Origin of the sequence: Micromonospora coxensis (genome assembly GCF_900090295.1) — a bacterium.
Taxonomy (GTDB): Bacteria; Actinomycetota; Actinomycetes; order Mycobacteriales; family Micromonosporaceae; genus Micromonospora; species Micromonospora coxensis.
Window position 1 is genome coordinate 2,821,749 of the sequence record NZ_LT607753.1, and the last position, 22,404, is coordinate 2,844,152.

Annotated in this window: 20 protein-coding genes and 1 pseudogene; 6 read left to right on the forward strand and 15 right to left on the reverse strand. The window is 74.9% G+C overall.

Annotated elements, in window-relative coordinates; all coding sequences use genetic code 11:
* Window positions 1–143: 143 nt before the first annotated feature.
* The 7 genes from htpX to GA0070614_RS12745 all read right to left on the reverse strand — a co-directional run bounded on the left by htpX (window position 144) and on the right by GA0070614_RS12745 (window position 7,882).
* Window positions 144–1,022, reverse strand: coding sequence for a zinc metalloprotease HtpX (gene htpX / locus GA0070614_RS12715; protein WP_088976151.1), 879 nt, complete (start codon window positions 1,020–1,022; stop codon window positions 144–146).
* A gap of 235 nt (window positions 1,023–1,257) precedes the next feature.
* Window positions 1,258–2,802, reverse strand: coding sequence for an NADH-quinone oxidoreductase subunit N (locus GA0070614_RS12720; protein ID WP_088976152.1), 1,545 nt, complete (start codon window positions 2,800–2,802; stop codon window positions 1,258–1,260).
* A 31-nt stretch (window positions 2,803–2,833) separates the two neighbouring features.
* Entirely contained in the window at window positions 2,834–4,336 is a 1,503-nt protein-coding gene (locus GA0070614_RS12725) for a complex I subunit 4 family protein (protein ID WP_088976153.1), read from the reverse strand.
* Between the two features lie 114 nt (window positions 4,337–4,450).
* A complete protein-coding gene (locus GA0070614_RS12730; protein WP_088976154.1) occupies window positions 4,451–6,355 on the reverse strand; it encodes an NADH-quinone oxidoreductase subunit 5 family protein in 1,905 nt (634 codons plus the stop codon).
* Window positions 6,352–6,750 carry an NADH-quinone oxidoreductase subunit NuoK gene (nuoK, locus tag GA0070614_RS12735; RefSeq protein WP_088976155.1) on the reverse strand — a complete coding sequence of 133 codons (399 nt, stop codon included), beginning with the start codon at window positions 6,748–6,750 and terminating at the stop codon, window positions 6,352–6,354. Before nuoK ends, GA0070614_RS12730 begins: the two co-directional genes overlap by 4 nt.
* Window positions 6,747–7,283 carry an NADH-quinone oxidoreductase subunit J family protein gene (locus tag GA0070614_RS12740; protein WP_088976156.1) on the reverse strand — a complete coding sequence of 179 codons (537 nt, stop codon included), beginning with the start codon at window positions 7,281–7,283 and terminating at the stop codon, window positions 6,747–6,749. The genes nuoK and GA0070614_RS12740 overlap by 4 nt, the downstream gene beginning before the upstream one ends.
* Window positions 7,280–7,882, reverse strand: coding sequence for a NuoI/complex I 23 kDa subunit family protein (locus tag GA0070614_RS12745; RefSeq protein ID WP_088976157.1), 603 nt, complete (start codon window positions 7,880–7,882; stop codon window positions 7,280–7,282). Before GA0070614_RS12745 ends, GA0070614_RS12740 begins: the two co-directional genes overlap by 4 nt.
* A 381-nt stretch (window positions 7,883–8,263) precedes the next feature.
* Here GA0070614_RS12745 and GA0070614_RS12750 point away from each other — a divergent pair, with 381 nt between their 5' ends.
* From GA0070614_RS12750 to GA0070614_RS12760, 3 genes are all read left to right on the forward strand, one after another.
* Window positions 8,264–9,289 (forward strand): glutathione S-transferase family protein, encoded by a 1,026-nt coding sequence (locus tag GA0070614_RS12750; RefSeq protein WP_231933622.1) that lies wholly within the window; start codon window positions 8,264–8,266, stop codon window positions 9,287–9,289.
* A 148-nt stretch (window positions 9,290–9,437) separates the two neighbouring features.
* Window positions 9,438–9,866: a YciI family protein gene (locus GA0070614_RS12755; protein ID WP_088976159.1), complete on the forward strand. Its 429-nt coding sequence runs from the start codon at window positions 9,438–9,440 to the stop codon at window positions 9,864–9,866.
* 94 nt (window positions 9,867–9,960) lie between these two features.
* Complete coding sequence (locus GA0070614_RS12760) at window positions 9,961–11,238, forward strand: RNA polymerase sigma factor (RefSeq protein WP_088976160.1); 1,278 nt, start codon at window positions 9,961–9,963, stop codon at window positions 11,236–11,238.
* Window positions 11,239–11,303: 65 nt separating this feature from the next.
* Here the strand turns inward: GA0070614_RS12760 and nuoH are convergent, their stop codons facing one another.
* Both nuoH and GA0070614_RS31135 read right to left on the reverse strand, forming a co-directional pair.
* Window positions 11,304–12,266 carry an NADH-quinone oxidoreductase subunit NuoH gene (gene nuoH, locus GA0070614_RS12765; RefSeq protein ID WP_088976161.1) on the reverse strand — a complete coding sequence of 321 codons (963 nt, stop codon included), beginning with the start codon at window positions 12,264–12,266 and terminating at the stop codon, window positions 11,304–11,306.
* A gap of 326 nt (window positions 12,267–12,592) precedes the next feature.
* A pseudogene (locus GA0070614_RS31135) lies at window positions 12,593–13,189 on the reverse strand (NADH-quinone oxidoreductase subunit C); the annotation flags it as partial.
* A 104-nt stretch (window positions 13,190–13,293) separates the two neighbouring features.
* Here GA0070614_RS31135 and GA0070614_RS12775 point away from each other — a divergent pair.
* Window positions 13,294–14,343, forward strand: coding sequence for a glucose 1-dehydrogenase (locus GA0070614_RS12775; protein ID WP_088976163.1), 1,050 nt, complete (start codon window positions 13,294–13,296; stop codon window positions 14,341–14,343).
* On the opposite strand, the gene GA0070614_RS12780 is transcribed toward GA0070614_RS12775, so the two are convergent.
* The 3 genes from GA0070614_RS12780 to GA0070614_RS12790 form a co-directional block, all read right to left on the reverse strand.
* Window positions 14,333–15,061 (reverse strand): hypothetical protein, encoded by a 729-nt coding sequence (locus tag GA0070614_RS12780; RefSeq protein ID WP_088976164.1) that lies wholly within the window; start codon window positions 15,059–15,061, stop codon window positions 14,333–14,335. The two genes, GA0070614_RS12775 and GA0070614_RS12780, sit on opposite strands and share 11 nt — an antisense overlap.
* A gap of 5 nt (window positions 15,062–15,066) precedes the next feature.
* Entirely contained in the window at window positions 15,067–16,383 is a 1,317-nt protein-coding gene (locus tag GA0070614_RS12785) for a DUF2252 domain-containing protein (protein WP_088976165.1), read from the reverse strand.
* Between the two features lie 160 nt (window positions 16,384–16,543).
* Window positions 16,544–17,122 (reverse strand): NADH-quinone oxidoreductase subunit B, encoded by a 579-nt coding sequence (locus tag GA0070614_RS12790; protein WP_088976166.1) that lies wholly within the window; start codon window positions 17,120–17,122, stop codon window positions 16,544–16,546.
* A gap of 127 nt (window positions 17,123–17,249) precedes the next feature.
* Here GA0070614_RS12790 and GA0070614_RS12795 point away from each other — a divergent pair, with 127 nt between their 5' ends.
* Together GA0070614_RS12795 and GA0070614_RS12800 are read left to right on the forward strand one after the other, a co-directional pair.
* Window positions 17,250–17,792 carry an RNA polymerase sigma factor gene (locus GA0070614_RS12795; RefSeq protein WP_231933623.1) on the forward strand — a complete coding sequence of 181 codons (543 nt, stop codon included), beginning with the start codon at window positions 17,250–17,252 and terminating at the stop codon, window positions 17,790–17,792.
* Entirely contained in the window at window positions 17,785–18,990 is a 1,206-nt protein-coding gene (locus GA0070614_RS12800; protein WP_088976168.1) for a hypothetical protein, read from the forward strand. Before GA0070614_RS12795 ends, GA0070614_RS12800 begins: the two co-directional genes overlap by 8 nt.
* 12 nt (window positions 18,991–19,002) lie before the next feature.
* Here GA0070614_RS12800 and GA0070614_RS12805 read toward each other — a convergent pair whose 3' ends face one another.
* From GA0070614_RS12805 to GA0070614_RS12815, 3 genes are read right to left on the reverse strand one after another with little or no spacing between them, the layout of a single operon-like run.
* A complete protein-coding gene (locus GA0070614_RS12805; RefSeq protein WP_088976169.1) occupies window positions 19,003–20,526 on the reverse strand; it encodes a pyridoxal phosphate-dependent decarboxylase family protein in 1,524 nt (507 codons plus the stop codon).
* Window positions 20,523–22,052, reverse strand: coding sequence for an MFS transporter (locus tag GA0070614_RS12810; protein WP_172892424.1), 1,530 nt, complete (start codon window positions 22,050–22,052; stop codon window positions 20,523–20,525). The genes GA0070614_RS12805 and GA0070614_RS12810 overlap by 4 nt, the downstream gene beginning before the upstream one ends.
* A gap of 32 nt (window positions 22,053–22,084) precedes the next feature.
* Complete coding sequence (locus GA0070614_RS12815; RefSeq protein WP_088976170.1) at window positions 22,085–22,399, reverse strand: MGMT family protein; 315 nt, start codon at window positions 22,397–22,399, stop codon at window positions 22,085–22,087.
* Window positions 22,400–22,404: the final 5 nt, after the last annotated feature.

The following is a 22,404-nucleotide window of genomic DNA, read 5'->3' on the forward strand; positions in this document are numbered from 1 at the left end:
GTGGGGAGCCTTCCGACCCTAACGCCGGGCCGCTCCGGCGGAAAGCGGATATGACGCGCGCGACCACGCCGTCCACCCGTACGCGCAGATCCGCCCGGGTCCGGCGGACCGGACCCGGGCGGACCCGGGGTGGTACGGGGGCGTCAGCGCTGGAACTGCACCGGGCCGCTGTTGGCCGCCAACTGCTCCAGTCGGGCGACCCGCTCCTCCATCCGGGGGTGGGTGGAGAAGAGCGCGGCGATGCCGCCGCCCCGCTTGAACGGGTTGTCGATCATCAGGTGGGCGGTGCTGGTCAGCTGGCCCTGAGCGGGCAGCGGGCGTGTCTGGGTGCCCATGTGGATCTTCCGCAGGGCGCTGGCCAGGGCCAGCGGGTCGCGGGTGAGCTGCGCGCCGGAGGCGTCGGCCTGGAACTCCCGGCTCCGGCTGATCGCCAGCTGGATCACGGTGGCGGCGATCGGACCGAGGATCAGGGTGAGCAGCAGCACGGCCGGGTTCGGGGCGTCCTCGTCGTCGCCACCGCCCAGCGGGATGAACCAGGCGATGTTGGCCAGCATGGTGATGATGCCGGCCAGACCGGCCGCCACGCTGGAGATGAGGATGTCCCGGTTGTAGACGTGCGACAGCTCGTGCCCGATCACGCCGCGCAGCTCGCGGTAGTCGAGGATCTCGGTGATGCCCCGCGTCACGCAGACCGCCGCGTGCTGCGGGTTGCGCCCGGTGGCGAACGCGTTGGGCTGCGCGGTCGGGCTGACGTACAGGCGGGGCATCGGCTGCCGCGCCTCGGTCGCCAGCTCCCGCACCATCCGGTACAGCTCGGGGAATTCCGCCTCGCTGACCGGTTGCGCCCGCATCGAGCGCAGCGCGAGCTTGTCGGAGTAGAAGTAGGTCACGCCGTTCATCAGCAACGAGACGACGACGGCGAAGACGAGGCCGCCGCTGCCGCCGAACCAGTAGCCGACCGCGAGGATCAGCGAGGTCAACAGGCCGAGCAGCGCTGCGGTCTTCAGACGGTTGTGATGCACGATCGCTCCTTCGGTGCGCGGGCCACGCGGGGCCCGCCGACCGGTACAACAACACCGGTACCCCACAACCATCCTGCTCATGACTGAGAGTTGCCTGGAGCATGCTGTACGCCCGCTGTAAACCGGCCCGGACCTCGGGATCGTTCCGGTGGCCGCCGGTCACGGCGTCACAGTGAGTGATCCGTGTACCGTCACCGCGCCGGGTGGGCCGGACGGTCCGGGTGGGTCCGGCGGGTCAGCGGGCGGCGAGGTCGAGGACGAGCTGCGGGGCGAAGCCGAGCACCACGGCGACGGCGGTGGCGAGGGTGAGCGCCACGGCGACCGTCCAGGCCGGGCGACCGCCCACGGCCACCGCGCCGGCGTCCGCCGGGGCCGCCGACGCCGTACCGACCGGCGCGTCGCCGGGGACGACCCCGGCGGCCGGCGCGGCACCGGAGGCGGGTGAGGTGGCGTAGAGGGTGGCGGAGAGGCGCAGGTAGTAGGCGAGCCCGATCACCGCGTTGACCGCCACCACCAGGGCCAGCCACCCCGCGCCGCCGTCCAGCAGCGACCGGACCACGGTCACCTTGGCGAAGAGTCCGGCCAGGCCCGGTGGCAACCCGGCCAGCCCGATCAGCGCGAGCGCGAACGCCGCACCGACCCACGGATGCCGGCGGGCCGCCCCGCGCAGGTCGTCGACCGTGCCGCCGTCCGCACCGGCCGGGCGCAGCGCCACCAGGGCCGCGAAGGCGGCCAGCTCCAGCACCACGAAGAAGACCGCGTACGCGACCGCCGCGGCGTAGGCGGTCGTCGGCGCGTCCCCGGTGCGCCCGGCGGCCAGCGCCAGCGCGCCCAGCGGGGCCAGGATGTAGCCGGCCTGGGCCACCGACGACCAGGCGAGCAGCCGGACGGTACGCCGCTGACGCAGCGCCACCAGGTTGCCGACCGTCATGGTGAGCACGGCGAGCAGGGCCAGCACCGGGCCGGTGACGTCGGTCGGCAGCGCCCGCTGCACCACGGCGAGCAGGGCCACCACGCCGCCGAGCTTCGAGGCGGTGGAGAGGTACGCCGCCACCGGCAGGGGCGCGCCGTCGTAGGTGGCCGGCGCCCAGGCGTGCAGCGGCACCGCCGCCACCTTGACGGCGAGCCCGACCACCACCAGCACGATCGCGGCGGTGGTGAGCGGCAGGTCGCGCACGTCACCGAGGAGCGCGCCGAGCCGGTCGAGGTGCAGGCCGCCGGTGACCGCGTACAACAGGGCCGCGCCGAGCAGGGTCAGCGTGGTCGCCACCACGCTGACCACGAAGAAGGTGACCGCCGCCTCGGCGCTGGCCAGGCTGCCCCGGCGCAGACCGACCAGGACGTACAGCGGGAGGGTGAGGGTCTCCAGGGCGACGATCAGGGTGATCAGGTCGCCGGCCGCGCCGAGCACCACGCCACCGGTCATCGAACAGGCGAGCAGGAAGCAGTACTCCCCCGCCGGGGTCGGCCCGTCGCGCAGCAGCGGCCCGGAGAGCCCCAGCACCCCGAGGGTGAGCAGCGCGAAGACGGCGGCGACGAGGGCCGCGCGCCCGTCCAGGACCCAGGAGCAGTCGGCGCCGACGCAGAACGTACGCCGGGTCTCCCCCGCGCCCACCACCGCCGCCCCGACCGCCGTGGCGACCGCGCCCACGGCGGCCACCGCCACCGTCGCGCCGGCCCGGGCCAGGAACAGGTCGGCCAGGAGCACCAGCACGGCCGTGCCGGCGGCCAGGTACGCCGGCAGCAGCGCCACGTTGTCGACGCTCTGCACCAGGCTCATGCCGCCACCTCGTCCGGTTCCGTCCCCGTCCTCACCGCAGCACCCCCACCAGCGCGTCCACCGGGCCGGCGGCGAGGCCGAGCACCAGTGTCGGGGCCAGTCCCACCGCCAGGGCGAGCAGCACCAGCGGCGCCCAGGCGGTCAGCTCCGCCCCGGCCAGGCCGGGCGAGAGCCGGGCCACCGCCGGGCTGGGCCGGCCGTGGGTGACCAGCCGCAGCAGCCGCAGGAAGTACGCGGCCGTCAACGCCCCGCCGATCGCGGCCAGCACGGCCAGGGTCGTCCAGAGGCCACCGCCGCGCTGGACGGCCGCGACGACGGCGAACGCCTCCCCCCAGAAGCCGGCCAGTCCGGGCAGCCCGAGCGAGGCGACCGCCGCGAACCCGAGCAGCCCGGCGAGCCGGGGCGCGGTCTCCCGCAGCCCGGACAACTCCGTCAGCGCGCCGGTGTGCGTACGGTCCTTGACCGCTCCGGCGAGGAAGAAGAGCAGGCCGGTGATCACGCCGTGCGCGATGTTGCCGATCAGCGCCGCCTGGATGCCGGTGGCGGTCAGCGTGGCCACCCCGAGCAGCACGAAGCCCATGTGCCCGACGCTGGAGTACGCGATGAGCCGCTTCAGGTCGGACTGCGCCAGGCAGACCAGGGAGCCGACCAGGATCGCGGCGACGGCGAGCACCCCGAGCACCGGGGCGGCCCACCGGGCGCCCTCGGGCGCCACCCCGACCGCGATCCGCACCAGGCCGTACGTACCCATCTTGAGCAGCACCCCGGCGAGGATCACGCTGCCGACGGTGGGCGCCTGGCTGTGCGCGTCGGGCAGCCAGGAGTGCAGCGGCCAGAGCGGGCTCTTCACCGCGAAGGCGAGCGCCAGCAGGGTGAACGCGGCCAACTGGGTGCCCCGGGACAACCCCGCCCCACCGGTCAGGGCGACCACGTCGGCAGTGCCGGCCGCGGCCACCACCACGTAGACGCCGACCAGCAGCAGCACCGAGCCGAAGAGCGTGTAGAGGGCGAACGTGCGGGCCGCCCGCCGCCGGTCCTCGCCGCCCCACCCGGCGATGATCGCGTACATCGGCAGGAGGACGACTTCGAAGAAGACGAAGAACAGGATCAGGTCCAGGGCCAGGAAGGTGCCGAGGATGCCCACCTCGACCACCAGCAGGAGCGCCACCAGCGTCCGTCCGCTGCCACCGGGCGGCACCCGCCAGAGCGTGTAGCCGCAGCAGAGCAGGGTGAGCAGCGCGGTGAGCACCACCAGCGGCCAGGAGATCCCGTCCACCCCGAGGTGGAAGCGCAGGTCCAGGCCGGACGCCCAGGGCACGTCGAGCCGGTGCCACGGCTGCACCGCCGGCGCCGGGCCGTACCCGGACCAGCCGTGGTCGCCGAGCACCAGCAGCGCCGCACCGACCAGGGTCAGCCCGGCCACGACCGTGCCGACCAGCCGGGCGGCCCGGTCCCGGGGCGTGGCCGCCACCGCGACGGCCCCCAGCGCCGGCAGGGCCAGCACCGCGACCAGCAGGAACTCCCCGAGGCTCACGGCGCCACCTCGGTTCGCGACTGCGGGGCTCGCAGACCCGGCTCACTCCTCGCGCTCACGGCGCCACCTCGGTTCGCGACTGCGGGGCTCGCAACACCGGCTCACTCCTCGCGCTCACGGCGCCCCTCCGATCAGCAGGACGGCGGCCAGCCCGACCAGCAACGCGCCGGCCAGCACCGCCGCCGCCGCGCGGGGCAGCGCCGCGCGGTGCAGCGCGGCCAGCGCGCCGCCGAGGCCGACGGCGCCCCGGCCGACGCCCTTCACCACGCCGCCGACCACCGTCTCGTCACCCACCTGCGCCACCCAGGCCAGGTCCGCCGCCGGGCGCACGACGACGGCCTGCTGCACGTCGTCGAGGCGGAACGCGGAGGCGAAGACCGGGCGGAGCGGACCCAGCGCGCGGGCCGGGTCGGCGGCCGGGTCCCGCCGCCAGCCGGTCCAGGCCAGCCCGGCACCCAGGGCCGCCAGGACGACCGGCAGCAGCCCGCTGACGGCCACGTGGACCAGCTCGCCCGCCACCAGCCGCTCCACCAACCAGGACGAGAAGCCGAGCAGGCCGAGCAGCGCGGCCGGAACGGCCAACAGCACGATCGGCCAGCGCATCGCGGCCGGTGGATCGTGCGGGTGGGCGAGCGGGATGCGGTTGGTGCCGAAGAAGGTCCGCAGCAGCAGGCGGGTCGCGTACCAGGCGGTGACCACGACGCCGAGCAGCGCGGAGAGCCAGACCAGCCACGCGACCCAGGCCGGCGCCGGGCCGAGCGGCTCCAGGGCGGCCGCGCCGGCCGCGCTGACGATCCCGTCCTTGCTCCAGAAGCCGGACAGCGGCGGCACCCCGGCCAGCGCGCCGAGCCCGATCACCGTGCACCAGAAGGTGACCGGCATGTCGTGGCGCAGCCCGCCCATCCGGGACATCAGCGTGGTGCCCACCGCGTGGATCACCGCCCCGGCGGCGAGGAAGAGCAACGCCTTGAAGGCGGCGTGGGTGAGCAGGTGGAACAGCGCGGCGGCGGGCGCGCCGACCGCGAGCGCCCCGGTCATGTAGCCGATCTGGGAGACCGTCGACCAGGCGAGCACCCGCTTCAGGTCGTCCTGGGCGGTGGCCGCGAACGCGCCGAGCAGCAAGGTGATGGACGCGAGCACGCCGAGCACCGCCAGCGCGGTCGGGGCCGCGGCGAAGAGCGGCCAGAGCCGGGTCACCGCGTACACGCCGGCGGCGACCATGGTGGCCGCGTGGATCAGCGCGGAGATCGGGGTGGGGCCGGCCATCGCGTCCGGCAGCCAGGTGTGCAACGGGAACTGGGCGCTCTTGCCGGCCACCCCGGCGAGCAGCAGCAGGCAGGCGGCGGTGAGGGTGCCCGCCGAGTGGTCGTGGGCGAGCACGTCGGCGATGGCGAAGCTGCCCGCCGAGACGCCGAGCAGGGCGATACCGAGCAGGAAGCCGACGTCACCCACCCGGGTGACCAGGAACGCCTTCATCGCGGCGGCCGGCGCCTCGGGCAGCCGCCGGTCGTGGGCGATGAGCAGGTAGGAGCAGAGCCCCATCACCTCCCAGCCGACCAGCAGCATGATCAGGTCACCGGCGACCACCACCACCAGCATCGCGGCGGTGAAGAGGCTGATCTGCGCCGCGTAGGGCGGGTAGCGGTGGTCCACCTCGACGTCGTCGTGCGGGCCGCGTCGCAGGTAGGCGGTGGAGTAGACCTGCACGGCCAGGGCGACCGCCGCGACCGCCACCGCGACCAGCGCGGCGGCGCCGTCCAGCCGGACGCCGAGGGTGACCCGCAGGCCGCCGAGGTCGATCCAGGTGGTGGAGGTCTCCACCGGGTCGCCGACCCGGACCAGCAGGAGCACCGCGATCAGCAGCGCGCCCACCGCGCCGGCCACCCCGAGGACGGTCGCCACCCGACGCGCCCGGTCCTCCCCGGTGGTCGCGCCCTTCGGCGACGGCGGCAGCAGCAACCCGGTCAGGCCCGCCACCAGGGGTACGGCCGGCAGCGCGGCCCCGAGCAGCCCGGTCACCGCGTCCCCTCCGCCCCGTCCACGGCCGAGCCGGCCGAGGGCCGGTCGGCGCCGACCGTGGTGGCCGGCCGCGCGGCCACGGCGGCGGCCGGCTCGGTCAGCGGCACCTCGTCCACCGCGACGCTGGCCCGCAGCCGGTAGAGCTGGAGCACGATGGCCAGGCCGACACCGATCTCGGCGGCGGCGAGCACGATCACGAAGAGCGCGAAGACCTGCCCGCCGTGCGGCAGGGCCGCCTTCGCCGTGGTGTCGGCGGTGACCAGGATCAGGTTGACCGCGTTGAGCATCACCTCGACCGCCATCAGCACCAGCACGGCGTTGCGCCGACGCAGCACGCCGTAGACGCCGAGGCCGAACAGGAACGCGGCGGTGACGTACGGGATCACCGGTCTCACCCGCGACCTCCCTCGTCCGTGGTCGGCGCGTCGGGACGGCGGCCGATGTCGGGGCGGGAGAGCACGATCGCGCCGACCAGGGCGGCCAGCAGCAGCACCGAGAGCACCTCGAACGGCAGCACCCAGGAGCGGAAGACCTGCTCGCCGAGGCGCTCGGCGGTGCCCGCCGCCGGCAGCTCGACCCGAGTCCAGCGGAACGCGTCCACCAGCAGCACGGCCAGGCCCAGCCCGGCGCCCCCGCCGATCAGCGCGGCCGGCCAGCCGGGACGGTCCAGGTCGTCGGAGGCGCCGATCGGGGCGCGGGTCAGCATCACCGCGAAGAGCAGCAGCACCACCACCGCGCCCACGTAGATCAGCACCTGCACCCAGGCGACCAGCTCGGCGGTGAGCACCAGGTAGTCACCGGCCAGCGCGCCCAGGCAGACGACGAGGTAGAGGCCGGCCCGGACCAGGTGCTTCGTGGCGACCACGAGCACGCCCGCCCCGACCGCCACCGCGCCGAGGGCGAGCAGCAGCACGTCCGCACCGGTCATGCTGGCGTACCCCCGTCGGGGGCGGGGCCGGGCTCGGGGCGTACCACGGTGGGGCGGGCGGCGGAGCTGGACGGGGCCGCGGCCTTGCGCGCGGCGGTGGCCTCCTCCTTGGCCGGCTCGCCGTTGCGGTCGTGCGCGGGCGGCGGCGGCACGGAGCCCATCCACTCGCCCAGGTGGTCCTTGTCGTGCAGCAGGTCCTTGATGTCGTACTCGGCGTACTCGAACTCCGGCGACCAGTAGAGGGCGTCGAACGGGCAGACCTCGACGCAGATCCCGCAGTACATGCAGAGCGAGAAGTCGATGTCGAACTTGTCGAGCACGTTGCGCTGGCGGGGGCGGGCGGCGCCGGGCACCGCCACCTCCTCCTTGTGCGAGTCGATGTAGATGCACCAGTCCGGGCACTCGCGCGCGCAGAGCATGCAGACCGTGCAGTTCTCGGCCAGCAACGCGATGACGCCCCGGGAGCGGGGCGGCAACTCGGGGGCGACGTCCGGATACTGCTGGGTGGTCGACCGGCGGGTCATCGTCTTCAACGTGACCGCCAGGCCCTTCACCAGCCCCTCGCCGGGAAGACCACCGCGCTCGCTGCGCTCGCTCACGACGTCGCCTCGCTTCGCTCACCGACGCCGCGAGGCCCGGCCGCACTGAGCCGGCTGATTCGCTCGCTGCGCTCGCTCATGCCGCTCATCCTGCCCTGTGCCCCGGGCGCGCGCGACCACCACCCGTCCCTTCCCGGCGGTACGGCGACGGGCGGGCGGCACCGCACACCGGCAGGGACCCGTCGGCGACCGCCGCGAAGCCCGACGAGTTTCCGCCGCCGGGCGGGTGGACGACCGACGACCCGGACCGAGCGCCTCGGCGTCGGTGAGCGGCGCTCGCCCGCCGGCTACGGGCGTGTTCCCGCGCGCTCGACGCGCCGACCGGTGCACCGTCCGCCAAGATGGGTCGCAGCGGTGCAGTCGGGACTCCAGGGGGCGGGCGTGGGCGAGCAGACAGGCGGGAAGTACGTGGAGCCGGGCGGGGAGTTCACCCGCGACCAGCGCTACATCGCCACCCGGATCACCGCCGACGGTCGGGACGGCTGGCCGGTGGAGCCCGGCCGGTACCGGCTGGCGGTCAGCCGGGCCTGCCCGTGGGCGAACCGGCTGATCATCGTCCGGCGGCTGCTCGGCCTGGAGGACGCCATCTCGATGGCCGTGGCCGGCCCCACCCACGACGCCCGGAGCTGGACGTTCGACCTGGACCCGGACGGCCGCGACCCGGTGCTCGGCATCGAGCGCCTGCAGGAGGCGTACTTCCGGCGCTTCCCCGGCTACGAGCGGGGCATCACCGTGCCGGCGCTGGTGGACGTGCCGACCGGGCAGGTGGTCACCAACGACTACGCGCAGATGAGCCTGGACCTGTCGACCGAGTGGACGGCGTACCACCGGCCCGGCGCGCCGCAGCTCTACCCGGAGCACCTGCGCGCGGAGATCGACGAGGTCAACGCGGTGGTGTTCCGGGATGTCAACAACGGCGTCTACCGGTGCGGGTTCGCCGGCGCCCAGGAGGCGTACGAGAAGGCGTTCCACCAGCTCTTCGACCGGCTGGACCGGTTGACCGAGCGGCTGTCGGGGCAGCGCTACCTGGTGGGCGACACGATCACCGAGGCGGACGTGCGGCTGTTCACCACCCTGGTCCGCTTCGACCCGGTCTACCACGGCCACTTCAAGTGCAACCGGCAGAAGCTGACCGAGATGCCGGTGCTGTGGGCGTACGCCCGGGACCTGTTCCAGACCCCCGGCTTCGGGGACACGGTCGACTTCGACCACATCAAGCGGCACTACTACGAGGTGCACCGGGACATCAACCCGACCGGGGTGGTGCCGCTCGGCCCCGACCTGTCGGGCTGGCTCACCCCGCACGGCCGGGAGGAACTGGGCGGTCGTCCCTTCGGCGACGGCACCCCGCCGCCCCCGCCACCGCCCGCCGAACGGGTCGACCCCGCCCACACCCCGCTGCGCTGACCGCCCTGCCCGCGCTCGCCCGCCTCGCCACCACGGCAGTGGTGACAGCGGGGGCGTCGTCGGCGGAAGAACCTCTGGCAGGGTGTCGAACGGGCCGACCGCCGTTCGACGCACAGGTGAGAAGGCACCCTGACACGAGGAGACGACGATGCGGTTCATGGTGATCACCAAGGCCACCGCGGAGAGCGAAGCCGGCGTGCTGCCCGCCACCGAGGACTTCGACACGATGGGCAGGTTCATCGAGGAGCTCATCGACGCCGGCGTGCTGCTGGCCGCCGACGGCCTCCAGCCCAGCGCCACGGGCGCCCGGATCTACTTCGACGGCGACCGGAAGACCGTGGTGGACGGGCCGTTCACCGAGACCAAGGAACTCATCGCCGGCTACTACCTGGTCGAGACGAAGTCGCTGGAGGAGTGCGTCGAGTGGTTCAAGCGCTGCCCGATCCGGCAGCCGGCCGGGGCCCGGACCAACATCGAGATCCGGCGGGTCTTCCAGGCCGAGGACTTCGGCGAGACCTTCACCGCCGTGCAGCGGGAGGCGGTCGAGCAGCGGCACGCGAAGGCCGGCGGGAACTGAACCCGTACCGCCCGGCAGACGCGGGTCCGGCTCCGCAGCGAACCCGTGGCCCGGGCACTGGTACGTCGAGGTGCCGTGGGGCGGACACCGGGCCATGACCACGGACACCCACCGGGCGATCGAGGCGGTCTGGCGGATCGAGGCGCCCCGCCTCGTCGCCGGGCTGACCAGGCTCGTCCGCGACGTCGGCGTGGCCGAGGAGCTGGCGCAGGACGCGCTGGTCGCGGCGCTGGAACAGTGGCCGGCGCAGGGCGTGCCGCGCAACCCGGGCGCGTGGCTGATGACCACCGCCAAGCGCCGGGCCATCGACCAGATCAGGCGCAACGAGACCTTCAGCCGCAAGCTCGCGGAGATCGGCCGGGAACTCGCGGATTCCATCCCGGACATCGGCGCGACGGTCGCCGAGGACGACGGCATCGGCGACGACCTGCTGCGGCTGGTCTTCGTGGCCTGCCACCCGGTGCTGTCCACGGAGGCCCGCGCCGCGCTGACCCTGCGGCTGCTCGGCGGCCTGACCACCGGCGAGATCGCCCGGGCCTTCCTGGTGCCGGAACCGACCGTGGCGCAACGGATCGTGCGGGCCAAGAAGACCCTGGCCAACGCCCGGGTGCCGTTCGAGGTGCCGCAGGGCGACGAGCTGGCGGCCCGGCTTGCCTCGGTGCTCGAGGTCGTCTACCTGATCTTCAACGAGGGCTACTCGGCCACCGCCGGTGACGACTGGATGCGGCCGGCGCTGTGCGAGGACGCCCTGCGGCTGGGCCGGATCCTGGCCCGGCTGGCTCCGCGCGAGCCCGAGGTGCACGGCCTGGTGGCGCTGATGGAGATCCAGGCTTCCCGGGCGGCCGCCCGGACCGGCCCGGGTGGCGAGCCGATCCTGCTGGCCGACCAGGACCGGGCCCGCTGGGACCAGCTGCTGATCCGCCGCGGCGTGGCCGCGCTGGAGCGGGCCGAGGCCCTGGCCGACGGCAGGCCCGGCCCGTACCTGCTGCAGGCGGCCATCGCCGCCTGTCACGCCCGGGCCCGCCGCTTCGAGGACACCGACTGGAGGCGGATCGCCGGGCTCTACGAGCAGCTGGCCGAGGCGACGCCGTCCCCGGTGGTCGAGCTGAACCGGGCGGTGGCGCTGTCCATGGCCTTCGGGCCGGAGACCGGGCTGGCGCTGCTGGACCAGCTGGTGGCCGTCCCGGCCATGCGGAACTACCACCTGCTGTCCGGCGTGCGCGGCGACCTGCTCGCCAGGCTGGGCCGGCACGCCGAGGCGCGGGCGGAGTTCGAGCGGGCGGCGTCGCTGACCCGCAACGAACGGGAGCGGACCCTGCTGCGGAACCGCGCCGCCGCCTGCGACCAGCCGGCGCGAACGACCCGTCCCTGACGCGTCCGGGTGGCCCCTCGCGAAGCGGGTGGATCATGCCGGTCGGGCCGGGCGGGGCAGGGCGGTCAGAGGGCGAGGCGGACGGCGGTGGTCAGGACGAGCTGCGCCAGGGCGAGGGGGACCAGGACCAGCCAGCAGAGGCGCTGGAGCTGGTCCTCGCGCAGGCGGGGGTAGCTCACCCGCAGCCAGATGATGACGAAGGAGACCGCGAAGACCTTCAGCAGCGTCCAGAGCCAGCCGAGCTGCGCGTCGGCGAACGGGCCCTGCCAGCCGCCGAGGAACAGCACGGTGGTCAGCGCGGCGATCACCACGATGCCGACGTACTCGGCGAGCAGGAAGAACGCGAAGCGCAGACCGGTGTACTCGGTCATGTAGCCGAAGACCAGCTCGGAGTCGGCGATCGGCATGTCGAACGGGGGACGCCGGATCTCGGCGAGCCCGGCGACGAAGAACACGATCATCGCGGGGGCCTGCCAGAGCAGCCACCACGGCCGCCACGCCTCCACGATGCCGCCGAGGCTGAGCGTCCCGGCCGCCATCGCCACCGACGCGGCGGCCAGCACCAGCGGCAGCTCGTAGCCGAGCAGCTGGGCGGCCCCGCGCAGGCCGCCGAGCAGGCTGTACTTGTTGGCCGAGGCCCACGCCGACATCAGCACCGCCACCACGCCCACCCCGACCACGGCGAGGACGAAGAAGAGGCCGATGTCCAGCGGCTGCCCGACCAGGTCGTCCGGGCCCAACGGGATGACCAGCAGCACCAGCAGGTAGGGCACCAGCGCCACCACCGGGGCGAGCCGGAACACCGCCCGGTCCGCCTCGCGCGGGGTGACGTCCTCCTTCTGCACGAACTTGATCCCGTCGGCGACGAGCTGCGCCCAGCCGTGGAAGCCGCCCGCGTACATCGGACCGAGCCGGCCCTGCATGTGCGCCATCACCTTGTGCTCGGCCTGGCCGACCACGAGCGGCAGGGTGAGGAAGGCGACCAGCACGCCGCCGACCCGGATCACCAGCTCCAACCAGGTCGGCATCAGGCCGTACCCCTCTCGTCGTCGGCCCGGCCCGCCGCCCGGTCGTCGGCCGCGTCACCCGCGACGGGCCGGTCGGCAGGCGCGGGGCCACCGTCGGCCGCGCCCCCGGTCGGAGATGCGCCGGCAGCCGACCGCCCGGTCGCGGGAGCGCCGCCAGCCGACGACCCGGTCGCCGGAGCGCCGGGGCCCGGCTGCCCAGTCGCCGCCGGGTCGTCGCCGGTCGCGCCGGTCCGGGGGGTACGCGCCGGACGCGCGCCCGGGGCCGGGCGGGCGGGACGCTCCCGGGCCGGACGGGCCGGCGTACCGCCGCGCGGCCCCTCACCGACCCCGGCCGCACCCGCGGGCGTGGGCGTCGTCCCCCACTCCCCCGGCGCGGGCACGCCCGGCGGACGGATCGCCCGACGACCGCCGCCGGCCTCGGACTCGCCCGGCTCCTTCGCGCCCGGCCAGGGCTTCGCCACCCGGGAGGCGAGCACGAACTCCTTGCGCAGCGGGTGCCCCTCGAACTCCGGCGGCAGCAGCAGCGGGGCCAGCCCGGGGTGGCCGGCGAAGTCGATGCCGAACATCTCGTGGGTCTCCCGCTCGTGCCAGGCCGCGCCCGGGTAGAGGTCGACCACCGAGGCCACGACGGGCGTCTCCCGGGGCACCCGGGTCCGCAGCAGCACCCCGTGCCGGTGCCGGGTGGACCAGAGGTGGACCACCACGTCGAAGCCGTCGGCCAACTCGTCCACCGCCGACAGCCAGTCGAAGAAGTCGCAGGCCAGTTCGGCGTCGTCCCGGGCCGCCCGCAGCGCGTCGGCCCAGCTCGGCGGCGGTACGTCGACGGTGGCGCGGGCGTGCGACTGGCCGCCGGAGACCGACGCGGTGGCCTCGACCGGCGCGAGCAGCGTGACCACCCGCCGGCCGACCTCTTCCGGAGTCATGCCGCTGATCCTATGGCCGCCGGCCGCCGGCCGTGTCGGGCCGTCCGGGTGGGCATCTGCCGCTTTGCCCGGCGTGGGGGCGCGGAGCGGGGAAAGATGAAGCCGTGCGCGCTGTGACTGTGGCTCCCGGGGTCCCCGACTCGCTGCGCCTGGACCCGGACTGGCCCGAACCCGCCGCCGAGGAGGGCGCGATCCTGGTCGAGGCGCTCGCGGTGGGCGTCTGCGGCACCGACCAGGAGATCATCGAGGGCCACTACGGCGAGGCGCCGCCCGGGCAGCAGCGGCTCGTGCTCGGGCACGAGTCCCTCGGCCGGGTGCTGGAGGACCCGACCGGCACGTTGCAGGCCGGCGACCTGGTGGCCGGCGTCGTCCGGCACCCCGATCCGCTGCCCTGCCCCAACTGCGCCGTGGACGAGTGGGACATGTGCCGCAACGGGCAGTACACCGAGCACGGCATCAAGGCGCTGCCCGGCTTCGCCCGGGACCGGTGGCGGGTGCAGCCCAAGTTCGCCGTGGGGCTGGACCCGGTCCTCGCCCCGGTCGGCATGCTGCTGGAACCGGCCAGCGTGGTGGCCAAGGCGTGGGACCACATCGAGCGGATCGGCGCCCGTGCGGAGTGGAAGCCGCAGAGCGTGTTGATCACCGGCGCCGGGCCGATCGGCCTGCTCGCGGCGCTGCTGGCCACCCAGCGCGGACTCTCCGTACACGTGCTGGACCGCAACACCACCGGGCCGAAGCCGGACCTGGTCCGCGCGCTCGGCGCGACGTACCACACGGAGACGGTGGGTGAGCTGGACCTGGAGCCGGACGTGGTGGTCGAGTGCACCGGCGCGCCGGTGGTGGTGCTGGACGTCATGTGCAAGGTCGGGCCGGCCGGGATCGTCTGCCTGACCGGGGTCTCCAGCGGGGGCCGGACCATCGACTTCGACGCGGGCGCGCTCAACCGGGCCCTGGTGCTGGAGAACAACGTCGTCTTCGGCTCGGTCAACGCCAACCGCCGGCACTGGGACCAGGCCGCCGAGGCCCTCGCCCGGGCCGACCAGGCCTGGCTCAACTCGCTGATCACCCGCCGGGTGCCGGTGTCGGAGTACGCGCGGGCGTACTCCTCGGGCGGCGGCGAGGACATCAAGGTGGTGCTGGACTTCACCGCCTGACCCGGCGGCCACCGCTCGCGCCGGCCCGGTCCCGCCGCGCCACCGAGGCGCGGTAGAGCCGGTACGTCTCCACGGCCTGGTACGCCTTGACCAGCTCCGTCAGCCCGAGCAGCACCGACAGCAGCGCCGACCTCAGCTCGTCCCGGTCGAGGTCGTCGTCCGACAGCCGCTCCGCGCCGCCCCGGATCTCGCCGATCGCCTGCTCCACGGCCGGGTCGGCCACCACGTCGAAGGCCCGGTCGAAGGCCGGCGCCGACACCGTGAGCAGCTGCTCCAGGATGCTCCGCAGCGGCGGGAGCCGACTGCCGTCCACGCCCGCCCGCAGGCCCCGCTCGGACAGCCGCGACATGGTCTCGACGAGCAGCCCGGTGTCGAGCAGGCCAGCGCCGTAGCGGCGCTCCGGGCGACGGCGGTACGACCCGTCGGTCAGGTACCACTCGACCACGTCCAGGATGTCCGAGGAGATCCGGCCGACGGCCTCGCCCATCACCCGGTTCCAGCGCCGGACGTGGTCGCGCCGGAGGAACCGGTCGACGCCGAGGGTCACCACCAGCGCGCTGGTGGAGAACCCGGTCAGCCCGGACAGCAGGTTGACCAGGTACGGGTGCGCCTGCATGGTGTCGGCGGCGAACCTCTCCCAGCCGACCCCGGCCAGGAAGCTCGACAGGGCGATCGCGAGCAGGCTCCACGCGACCGACCGGGGCAGGCGGGGCGGCACGCGGCTCAGATCCCGGGCAGCCGGCCGTTGCGGAACAGGTCGACGAAGAGCTGGTGGTCGTCGCGCGCCCGCGCCCCGTACGCGTGGGCGAAGTCGACCAGGTGCGCCACGAAGCCGTCGACGTCGTCACCCACCGCCGCGACGATGGCCTCCTCGGTCGAGTAGTCGACCAGGTCGTGGCTGGACTCGTCGTCGGCGACCGAGTGCATCCGGGCCACCGCCCGGCCCAGGTCGGTGAGGACCCCGGCCAGTTCCTCCGGCTCGTCGACGTCGGCCCAGTCCAGGTCGGCGGCGTACGGGGAGACCTCGGCGACGAGCTGGCCCACCCCGTCCAGCTCGGTGAAGCCCAGCCACGGGTCGGCGTGCGCCTGCAACGCCCGCTGCGACTCGGCCGTCCGGTGCCCCTGGTGCCGGAAGTAGCCACGGACCCGCTCGTCGTCGATGTGCCGGGCCACCGCCGGCACCTGCGCCTGCTTCATGTAGATGACGACGTCGTTCTCCAGCGCCTGGGTGTGCCCCTCCAGCAGCAGGTTGTACGAGGGCAGCCCGGCCGAGCCGATCCCCACCCCCGTGCGCAGCACCACGTCCTTGACGTGGGCGGCGACCGGACGGAGCCGGGTGGTGTGCTCGGGGAGCGTGCCGAGGTAGTCCTCGAAGGCGGCGCAGACCTTCGCCCGGGTCTCCTGGTCGACCTGGTACACGCCGTCGCTCCGGGAGAACCGGCGCTCGTAGTCGTCGATGGTGGTCTGGGCGGCGAGCAGGTCGACCCGGGTGTTGAGCCGGGCCTGCTGGAGCACCCGGCGCAGCACCCCGTCGGCGTTGTCCAGGGTGATCGAGCCGATCGCGTCGTCCCCACCGGCGGCGAGCGCCCGCAGCTCGGTCAGGTACGACCGGGCGAACCCGTCGACCAGGTCGCTGATCACCCGGTCGGAGAGGGCCTTGGCGTAGCAGAGCAGGGCCACGCTGGCCGCGAAGCGCTTCAGGTCCCAGGAGAACGGCCCGACGTACGCCTCGTCGAAGTCGTTGACGTTGAACACCAACTGCCCGGAGGCGTTCATGTAGGTGCCGAAGTTCTCCGCGTGCAGGTCGCCGTGGATCCACACCCGGCTGGTCCGCTCGTCCAGGAAGCGGTCGTCGGCGAAGTCGCCGAGCTGGTCGGCGTAGAAGAGCGACGCGCTGCCCCGGTAGAAGGCGAACGGGGTGGCCGCCATCTTGCGGAACTTGCGCCGGAAGGCCGCCGGGTCGAGCGCCATCGACGCGCCGAACTCCTCGGTGAGCACGTCGACGATGAAGGCGGAACGCCGGTCCGCGGAGTGGGTCATGGACGGCAGGCTAGTGCCCGGCCGCCAGTGCGACGCTCGGCCGACCGCGCGGGCCGGGCAGGCGGTACGGCGGGACGGCGCCGTCCGGTCGGGCCGCGCGCTCCGCCGGTCGGCCACGGCGTCCGACGACGCCGCTGGGCACGCCGCGCGACGAGGCCGGTCAGGACGCCGGTGGGCGGACCGGCGGTGCGGTGAGCGAGTCGACGGGGCGCGGCGGCCCGGCGTCGCGGGGCGCGGTGTCCACCGGCGGGGCCAGCGGGTCGGGGCGGGTCACCCCGCCGATGCCGGACTGCTCGGCGGCGATCTTCTCCTGCAGGCGGAGGATGCCGTGCAGCAGCGCCTCCGGCCGGGGCGGGCAGCCGGGCACGTACACGTCGACCGGGATGAGCTGGTCGACCCCCTTGGTCACCGAGTACGAGTCCCAGTACGGGCCGCCGCAGTTGGAGCAGGCGCCGAAGGAGATGACGTACTTCGGCTCGGGCATCTGGTCGTAGAGGCGCTTGATGGCCGGGGCCATCTTGTCGGTGACCGTGCCGGAGACCACCATCAGGTCGGCCTGCCGGGGGCCGTGGGCGAACGGGATCACGCCGAGCCGCATGAAGTCGTGCCGTCCCATGCTGGTGGCGATGAACTCGATCGCGCAGCAGGCCAGGCCGAAGTTGAAGACCCAGAGCGAGTAGCGGCGGCCCCAGTTCAGCACGAACCGGATCGGCTCACCGAGCACTCCCGGCAGCTGCACGACCGCCCCCTCCCCTGTCTCCCATCGGACAGTCAACCACAGCCGCCGGCTGCAACCGGCCGGCCGGCCCGGCCGTGTGACCCGTGCCGGTACGCGCCACCGGCGACCACGGGGAGGACGAGTGAGTGTGACGAGAGACAGGCGGGTCGGCGGTCCACCGCCGGACCCCGGCCCCGAGCCACCGGCGGTGGCCTTCGACGACTTCTACCACGCCCACTTCCGGGGACTGGTCGTCCAGCTCACCGCGTACACCGGGGACCTGGGGCAGGCCCAGGACCTGGTCCAGGAGGCGTTCTGCCGGGCGTACGCGCGGTGGGACCGGGTCGCCGGCTACGAGGATCCGCTGGCCTGGGTCCGTAAGGTCGCCTGGAACCTCGGCCACAACCGCTGGCGTCGACTGCGGACCGCCCAGGCGTGGCTGCTGCGCCAGCGGGAGACGCACGTGGCCGGGCCGAACCCGGACCGGGTGGCGGTGGACGCCGCGCTGAACCGGCTGCCCCCGAAGCAGCGCCGCGCCGTGGTGCTGCACTACCTGGCCGACCTGTCGGTCGCCGAGATCGCCGACCAGGAGCAGGTCGCCGAGGGGACGGTCAAGTCCTGGCTGCACCGGGGCCGGACGGCGTTGGCGGCGCACCTGCGCGACACCACCGAGGAGGTGCGGGATGCCTGAGCGGGAGACGAGCCTGCTCGTCGAGGAGTTCGACCGCTACCGCCGTACGCTGCTGACGGAGATCGTGGCACCCGGCCCGGCCGCCGTCCGGCGGACCGTACGGTTGCGCCACCGCAACCGGCTGATCGCCGCCGCCACGACCGCGCTCGCGCTGCTCACCGGCCCGGCGGTCGGGTACGCGGCGCTGCACGAGCCGGCCCCCCGCCCCGGCCCGGTCGACCCCACGCCGAGCGTCACCCCGTCGCCGACGCCGACCGGGTCGGCCGGCCCCGCGCCGACACCCTCGGCGAGCAGCACCAGCCCCACCCCGACCCCACCGGACGGCCGGATCAGCCGGTCCCAACTGCTCGGCACGCCGGTGACACTGCCGGCCTGGCGGGCCGGGCCGGGCTGCCCGACGACCGGGGCGCGGCTCACCGGCGACGGCCGGGAGGGCACCAACCACCTGCTGGCGGTCGACCACGGCGACGTCGACTCCGACGGGGCCGCCGAGACGGTGGCGCTGGTGCGGTGCGCGCTCGGCACCGGCGGGCCGCAGCAGGTGGTCGTCTTCGACCGCGACGCCGACGGCCGGGTCGTCACCGTCGGCCGGGTGGTGGCTAGCACCATCGACACACCGCAGTGGCTGATCGCGATGGAGGTGCGCGACGACGGAGTGGTGCGGGTGCAGGTCGGCGACATCCACCCGGGCGGGGGCTGGCCCGGGGACTGGTCGCAGCGGCAGTGGCGGGGCTACCGCTGGGACGGCGACTCCTTCGGGCAGGTGTCCGGGCCGACCGCGTTCGGGCCGAACCCGCACCGGGCGGACATCGCGGTCACCGCCACCGACCTGGTGCTCGCCGACGGGCCCGACGGCTCCCGCACCGGCAGCGTCACCGTCGTGGTCCGCAACACCGGCGACGTGCCGGTGCCGTACGTGGCGCTGCGGCTGGACCTGCCGGCGGCGCTGCGCCCCGACGGCGACGGCTGGGCGGCCTGCCGCAACGACCCGGACACCACCGGCCGTCCGGTGACCTGCGACCTGGGCCGGCTCGACGTGGGGAAGGAGCGCCGGCTCACCCTCGGCTTCCGGGCCGCCGCCGGGGCCGGCGTCGGCGCGGGGACGGCCGAGGTGGACGTGCGGCCGATGGACGAGGGGTTCGACTTCCTGCCCGACGTCGACCCGGGAAACAACACGGTCCGGATCGACTACCGGTGAGGAGGGGCCCGGTCACCAGGCCGGGCGTTGCAGCAGGCTGACGAATTCGACCAGCAGCCGCTCCCGCACCGCCGGCGCCGCCGCGTCGAGCAGGGTGTTGACCACGGCCATCCGCTCCGGCGTCGGCGGTCCGGGCTCCGGCGTCGCCTCGCCGAGGCTCGGGTCAGGCGTACCCGCGCCGGAGCCCGAGGTGGGCGTCGTCGCGCCGAGGCCGAGGCCGGCGGCGAGCGCGGCGACCGTCTCCGGGGTGAGCGCGTCCGGGGTCAGCGAGGTCGCCAGCGCCCGCAGCTCGGGCGGGAGCCGGACCGGACCGGCCGCCCGGGCCGCCGCCACCGCGTCGGCCAGCGCGGGACCGAACTCGGCCACCCGGGGCGCGACGGAGGCGGTCACCGTCAGGTGCACGCTGGGCGGCAGGCCGGCGTGGCGCAGTTGCGGCTGGGTGTGCCAGCCCCGGGCGGTCAGCTCGTCGACCAGCACGAACAGGTCCAGGTCCGGGTCGGTGGAGGTGAAGCAGACGACCGTGGACTCCGGCTCGGCCATCAGCCGCAGCCCGTCGACGTCGCGGACCGCCCCGGCGAGGGCGGTCACCGCGTCCCGGGTGGCGGCGGCGAGCCGCAGGTAGCCGGCGTCGCCGAGGTGCCGCAGGGTGGCGTACGCGGCGGCGATCGGGCCGCCCGAGCGGGTGGACGCCAGCACCGGGTTGACCATCGTGTACCCGGGCCAGTCGGCGTACGCGAAGTACTGCGCGGCGCGCAGCGACGCGTCGCGGTGCAGCAGCACCGACACCCCCTTCGGGGCGTACGCGTACTTGTGCAGGTCCACCGAGATCGAGGTGACCCCGTCGACGGAGAGGTCGAACGGCGGCACCGGCACGCCGAGGCGGCGCAGGTACGGCAGGGTCCAGCCGCCGAAGCAGGCGTCCACGTGGCAGCGCGTCCCGGCCGCCGCCGCGACAGCGGCGATCCCGGCGACCGGGTCGACGACGCCGTGCGCGTACGACGGGGCGGAGCAGGCCACCAGCACGGTCTCCGGCCGGACGGCGGCGGCCACGTCGGCGACCGCCGGGCGGAGCGTGACCGGGTCGACGGGCACCGTGTCCAGGGTGACCCGGAGCAGGTGGGCGGCCTTGGCGAAGGCGGCGTGCGCGCTGACCGGCACCACGATCCGGGGATTGGCGATCTCGGGCCGGGCGTCCCGGGCCGCCTTGACGGCGAGGATCAGCGACTCGGTGCCGCCGCTGGTGACGCTGCCGACGACGTCCGGGGCGGTGCTGCCCGGGCCGCCGCCGAGCAGCCGGGCGGCGGCGGCGACCAGCGCGTTCTCCATCGCCAGCAGGGACGGGAAGGCGGTCGGGTCGAGCCCGTTGACGTGGGCGCTCTGCGCGTGGGCGGCGGCGGTCAGCTCGTCCAGGCCGGGCACCGCCGGGTCGTAGACGTAGGCGAAGAGCCGCCCGCCGTGGGTGGGCCGGTCGAGCGCGCGCAGCGCGCGGATCTCGGCCAGCACGTCGTCGGCGCCGAGCCCTTTCTCGTCGATCATGCGTCCTCCGGGTCGGGGTGCAGGGTCCAGCCGCGCAGCAGCAGCACCGCGCCGCCGACCAGCGCGGCGGGCAGCACACTGAAGCCGAGCAGCACGCCGAGGCGGGCGGTGTCGGACTGGGCCGCCGCGGTGCCGGTGTCGGAGGAGACGTAGCCGGTGAGCGCCAGGACCAGGCCGTAGATGCCCGGGCCGAGGGCCAGCCCGAAGGTCTCCCCCGCCGTCCACAGGCCGGTGAGGACGCCCGCCTGCCGCCGCCCGGTCCGCGCGGTGGAGTCGGCCACGCAGTCGGGGAGCAGGGCGAGGGCGAACACCTGCTGCCCGGCGTACCCGACACCGAGGAGCGCGACCACGGCGTAGACGGCGGCGGCCGGGAGCACCGGTGCGGCGACCAGGGCCGCCGCCCCGGCGGCGAGCAGCACCGACGCGGCGACGAGCGCGGACCGCTTGCCGAGCCGGGCGCCGACCCGGGTCCAGAGCGGCATGACCAGCAGCGCCGGCCCGACGAAGCAGGCGAAGAGCAGGGTGGGGCCGGTGGCCGGGTCGCGCAGGATCTGGTCGGCGAAGTAGCTGACCCCGGCCAGGATGGTCGCCACCCCCGCGGACTGGATCACGAAGCAGAGCAGCAGCGCCCGGAACGGCCGGTGGGCGCGGGCCACCGCGAGCTGGGCCCGCAACGACGGCTCGGTCTCGGTGACCGCGCCCACGGGTGCGGCGCGGGTGCCGAGGAACGCGCCGACCGCGCCGAGCGCGATCAGCGCGGCCACGAACAGCCCCATCCAGCGGTGCCCGGCGACCCCGTCGCCGCCGGCGGTCACCACCATCGGGGCCACCGCGCCGGAGACCAGGATGGCCAGCGCCAGCACCGCGATCCGCCAGCTCATCATCCGGGTACGCTCCGCGCGGTCGCCGGTCAGCTCGGCCGGCATCGCCACGTACGGCACCTGGAAGAAGGCGAACGCGGTGGCGGTGGCGAGGAAGGCCAGGGCCACGTACGCCCCGGCGGCCGGCCCGCTGCCGAACGGCGCGGCGAAGATCGCGGCGAACAGCACGGCGAGCGCGAGCCCGGCGCCGAGCAGCCACGGCCGGCGGGGCCCCCAGCGCGAGCGGGTGCGGTCGGAGATCCGCCCGGCGACCGGGTTGACCAGCACGTCCCACGCCTTCGGCACGAGCACCAGCAGGGCGGCGACTCCGGCGGCCACGCCCAGCGTGTCGGTGAGGTACGGCAGCAGGAGCAGTCCGGGCACGGTGCCGAACGCGCCGGTGGCGAGCGACCCGAGCGCATAGCCGGCGTGCACCCGTCGGGGCAGCGGCTCCTCGGCCGGGCCCGCGGCGGCGACCGATGCCCCGTCGGCCGAGGATCGCCCGGCGTCGGCCGGCTCGGCATCGGCCGAGGGCCGCCCGGCGTCGGCCGGCGCGGCGTCGGCCGAGGGCCGCCCGGCCGGCGCGGCGTCGACGCCGGGCGGTGGAGTCGGCGGGGCGGCGCCGGCCGGGCCCGGGGAGCCGGCTGCGGCCGGCGGGGCGTCCATGCGGCCGAATGTTACTCACGTTATGGCCTGCGTCACATCCCCTCTTCCGGCCACCAGCTCGCCGCCGCCATGTCCACCCCGGCGGGGCGCAGCGGGCAGCCCTCGGCGCGCAGCCGGGCCCGCGCCTCCGTCTCGTGCCCGGGCGGCAGCCGGCCGGCGGAGTTCACCACCCGGTGCCAGGGCACTCCGCCACCGTGCCGGGCCATGATCGAGCCGACCAGCCGGGCCGAGGCCCGCCCGGACCGCTCCGCGAGGGCGTCGGCGACCGCCCCGTACGACATCACCCGGCCCGGCGGGATCCGCTCGACCAGCGCGAGCACCGCCTCGACGTACTCATCAGGCGTCACGAGCT

What these genes read in the sequence shown, in the direction of transcription:
- GA0070614_RS12720 (WP_088976152.1), bottom strand. Translation starts at nt 2,802, where the DNA reads ATGAGCCTGGTGCAGAGCGTCGACAACGTGGCGCTGCTGCCGGCGTAC.
- GA0070614_RS12740 (WP_088976156.1), bottom strand. Translation starts at nt 7,283, where the DNA reads ATGACCGGTGCGGACGTGCTGCTGCTCGCCCTCGGCGCGGTGGCGGTC.
- GA0070614_RS12755 (WP_088976159.1), top strand. Translation starts at nt 9,438, where the DNA reads ATGCGGTTCATGGTGATCACCAAGGCCACCGCGGAGAGCGAAGCCGGC.
- GA0070614_RS12760 (WP_088976160.1), top strand. Translation starts at nt 9,961, where the DNA reads ATGACCACGGACACCCACCGGGCGATCGAGGCGGTCTGGCGGATCGAG.
- nuoH (WP_088976161.1), bottom strand. Translation starts at nt 12,266, where the DNA reads ATGCCGACCTGGTTGGAGCTGGTGATCCGGGTCGGCGGCGTGCTGGTC.
- GA0070614_RS12785 (WP_088976165.1), bottom strand. Translation starts at nt 16,383, where the DNA reads ATGACCCACTCCGCGGACCGGCGTTCCGCCTTCATCGTCGACGTGCTC.
- GA0070614_RS12800 (WP_088976168.1), top strand. Translation starts at nt 17,785, where the DNA reads ATGCCTGAGCGGGAGACGAGCCTGCTCGTCGAGGAGTTCGACCGCTAC.
- GA0070614_RS12805 (WP_088976169.1), bottom strand. Translation starts at nt 20,526, where the DNA reads ATGATCGACGAGAAAGGGCTCGGCGCCGACGACGTGCTGGCCGAGATC.
- GA0070614_RS12810 (WP_172892424.1), bottom strand. Translation starts at nt 22,052, where the DNA reads ATGGACGCCCCGCCGGCCGCAGCCGGCTCCCCGGGCCCGGCCGGCGCC.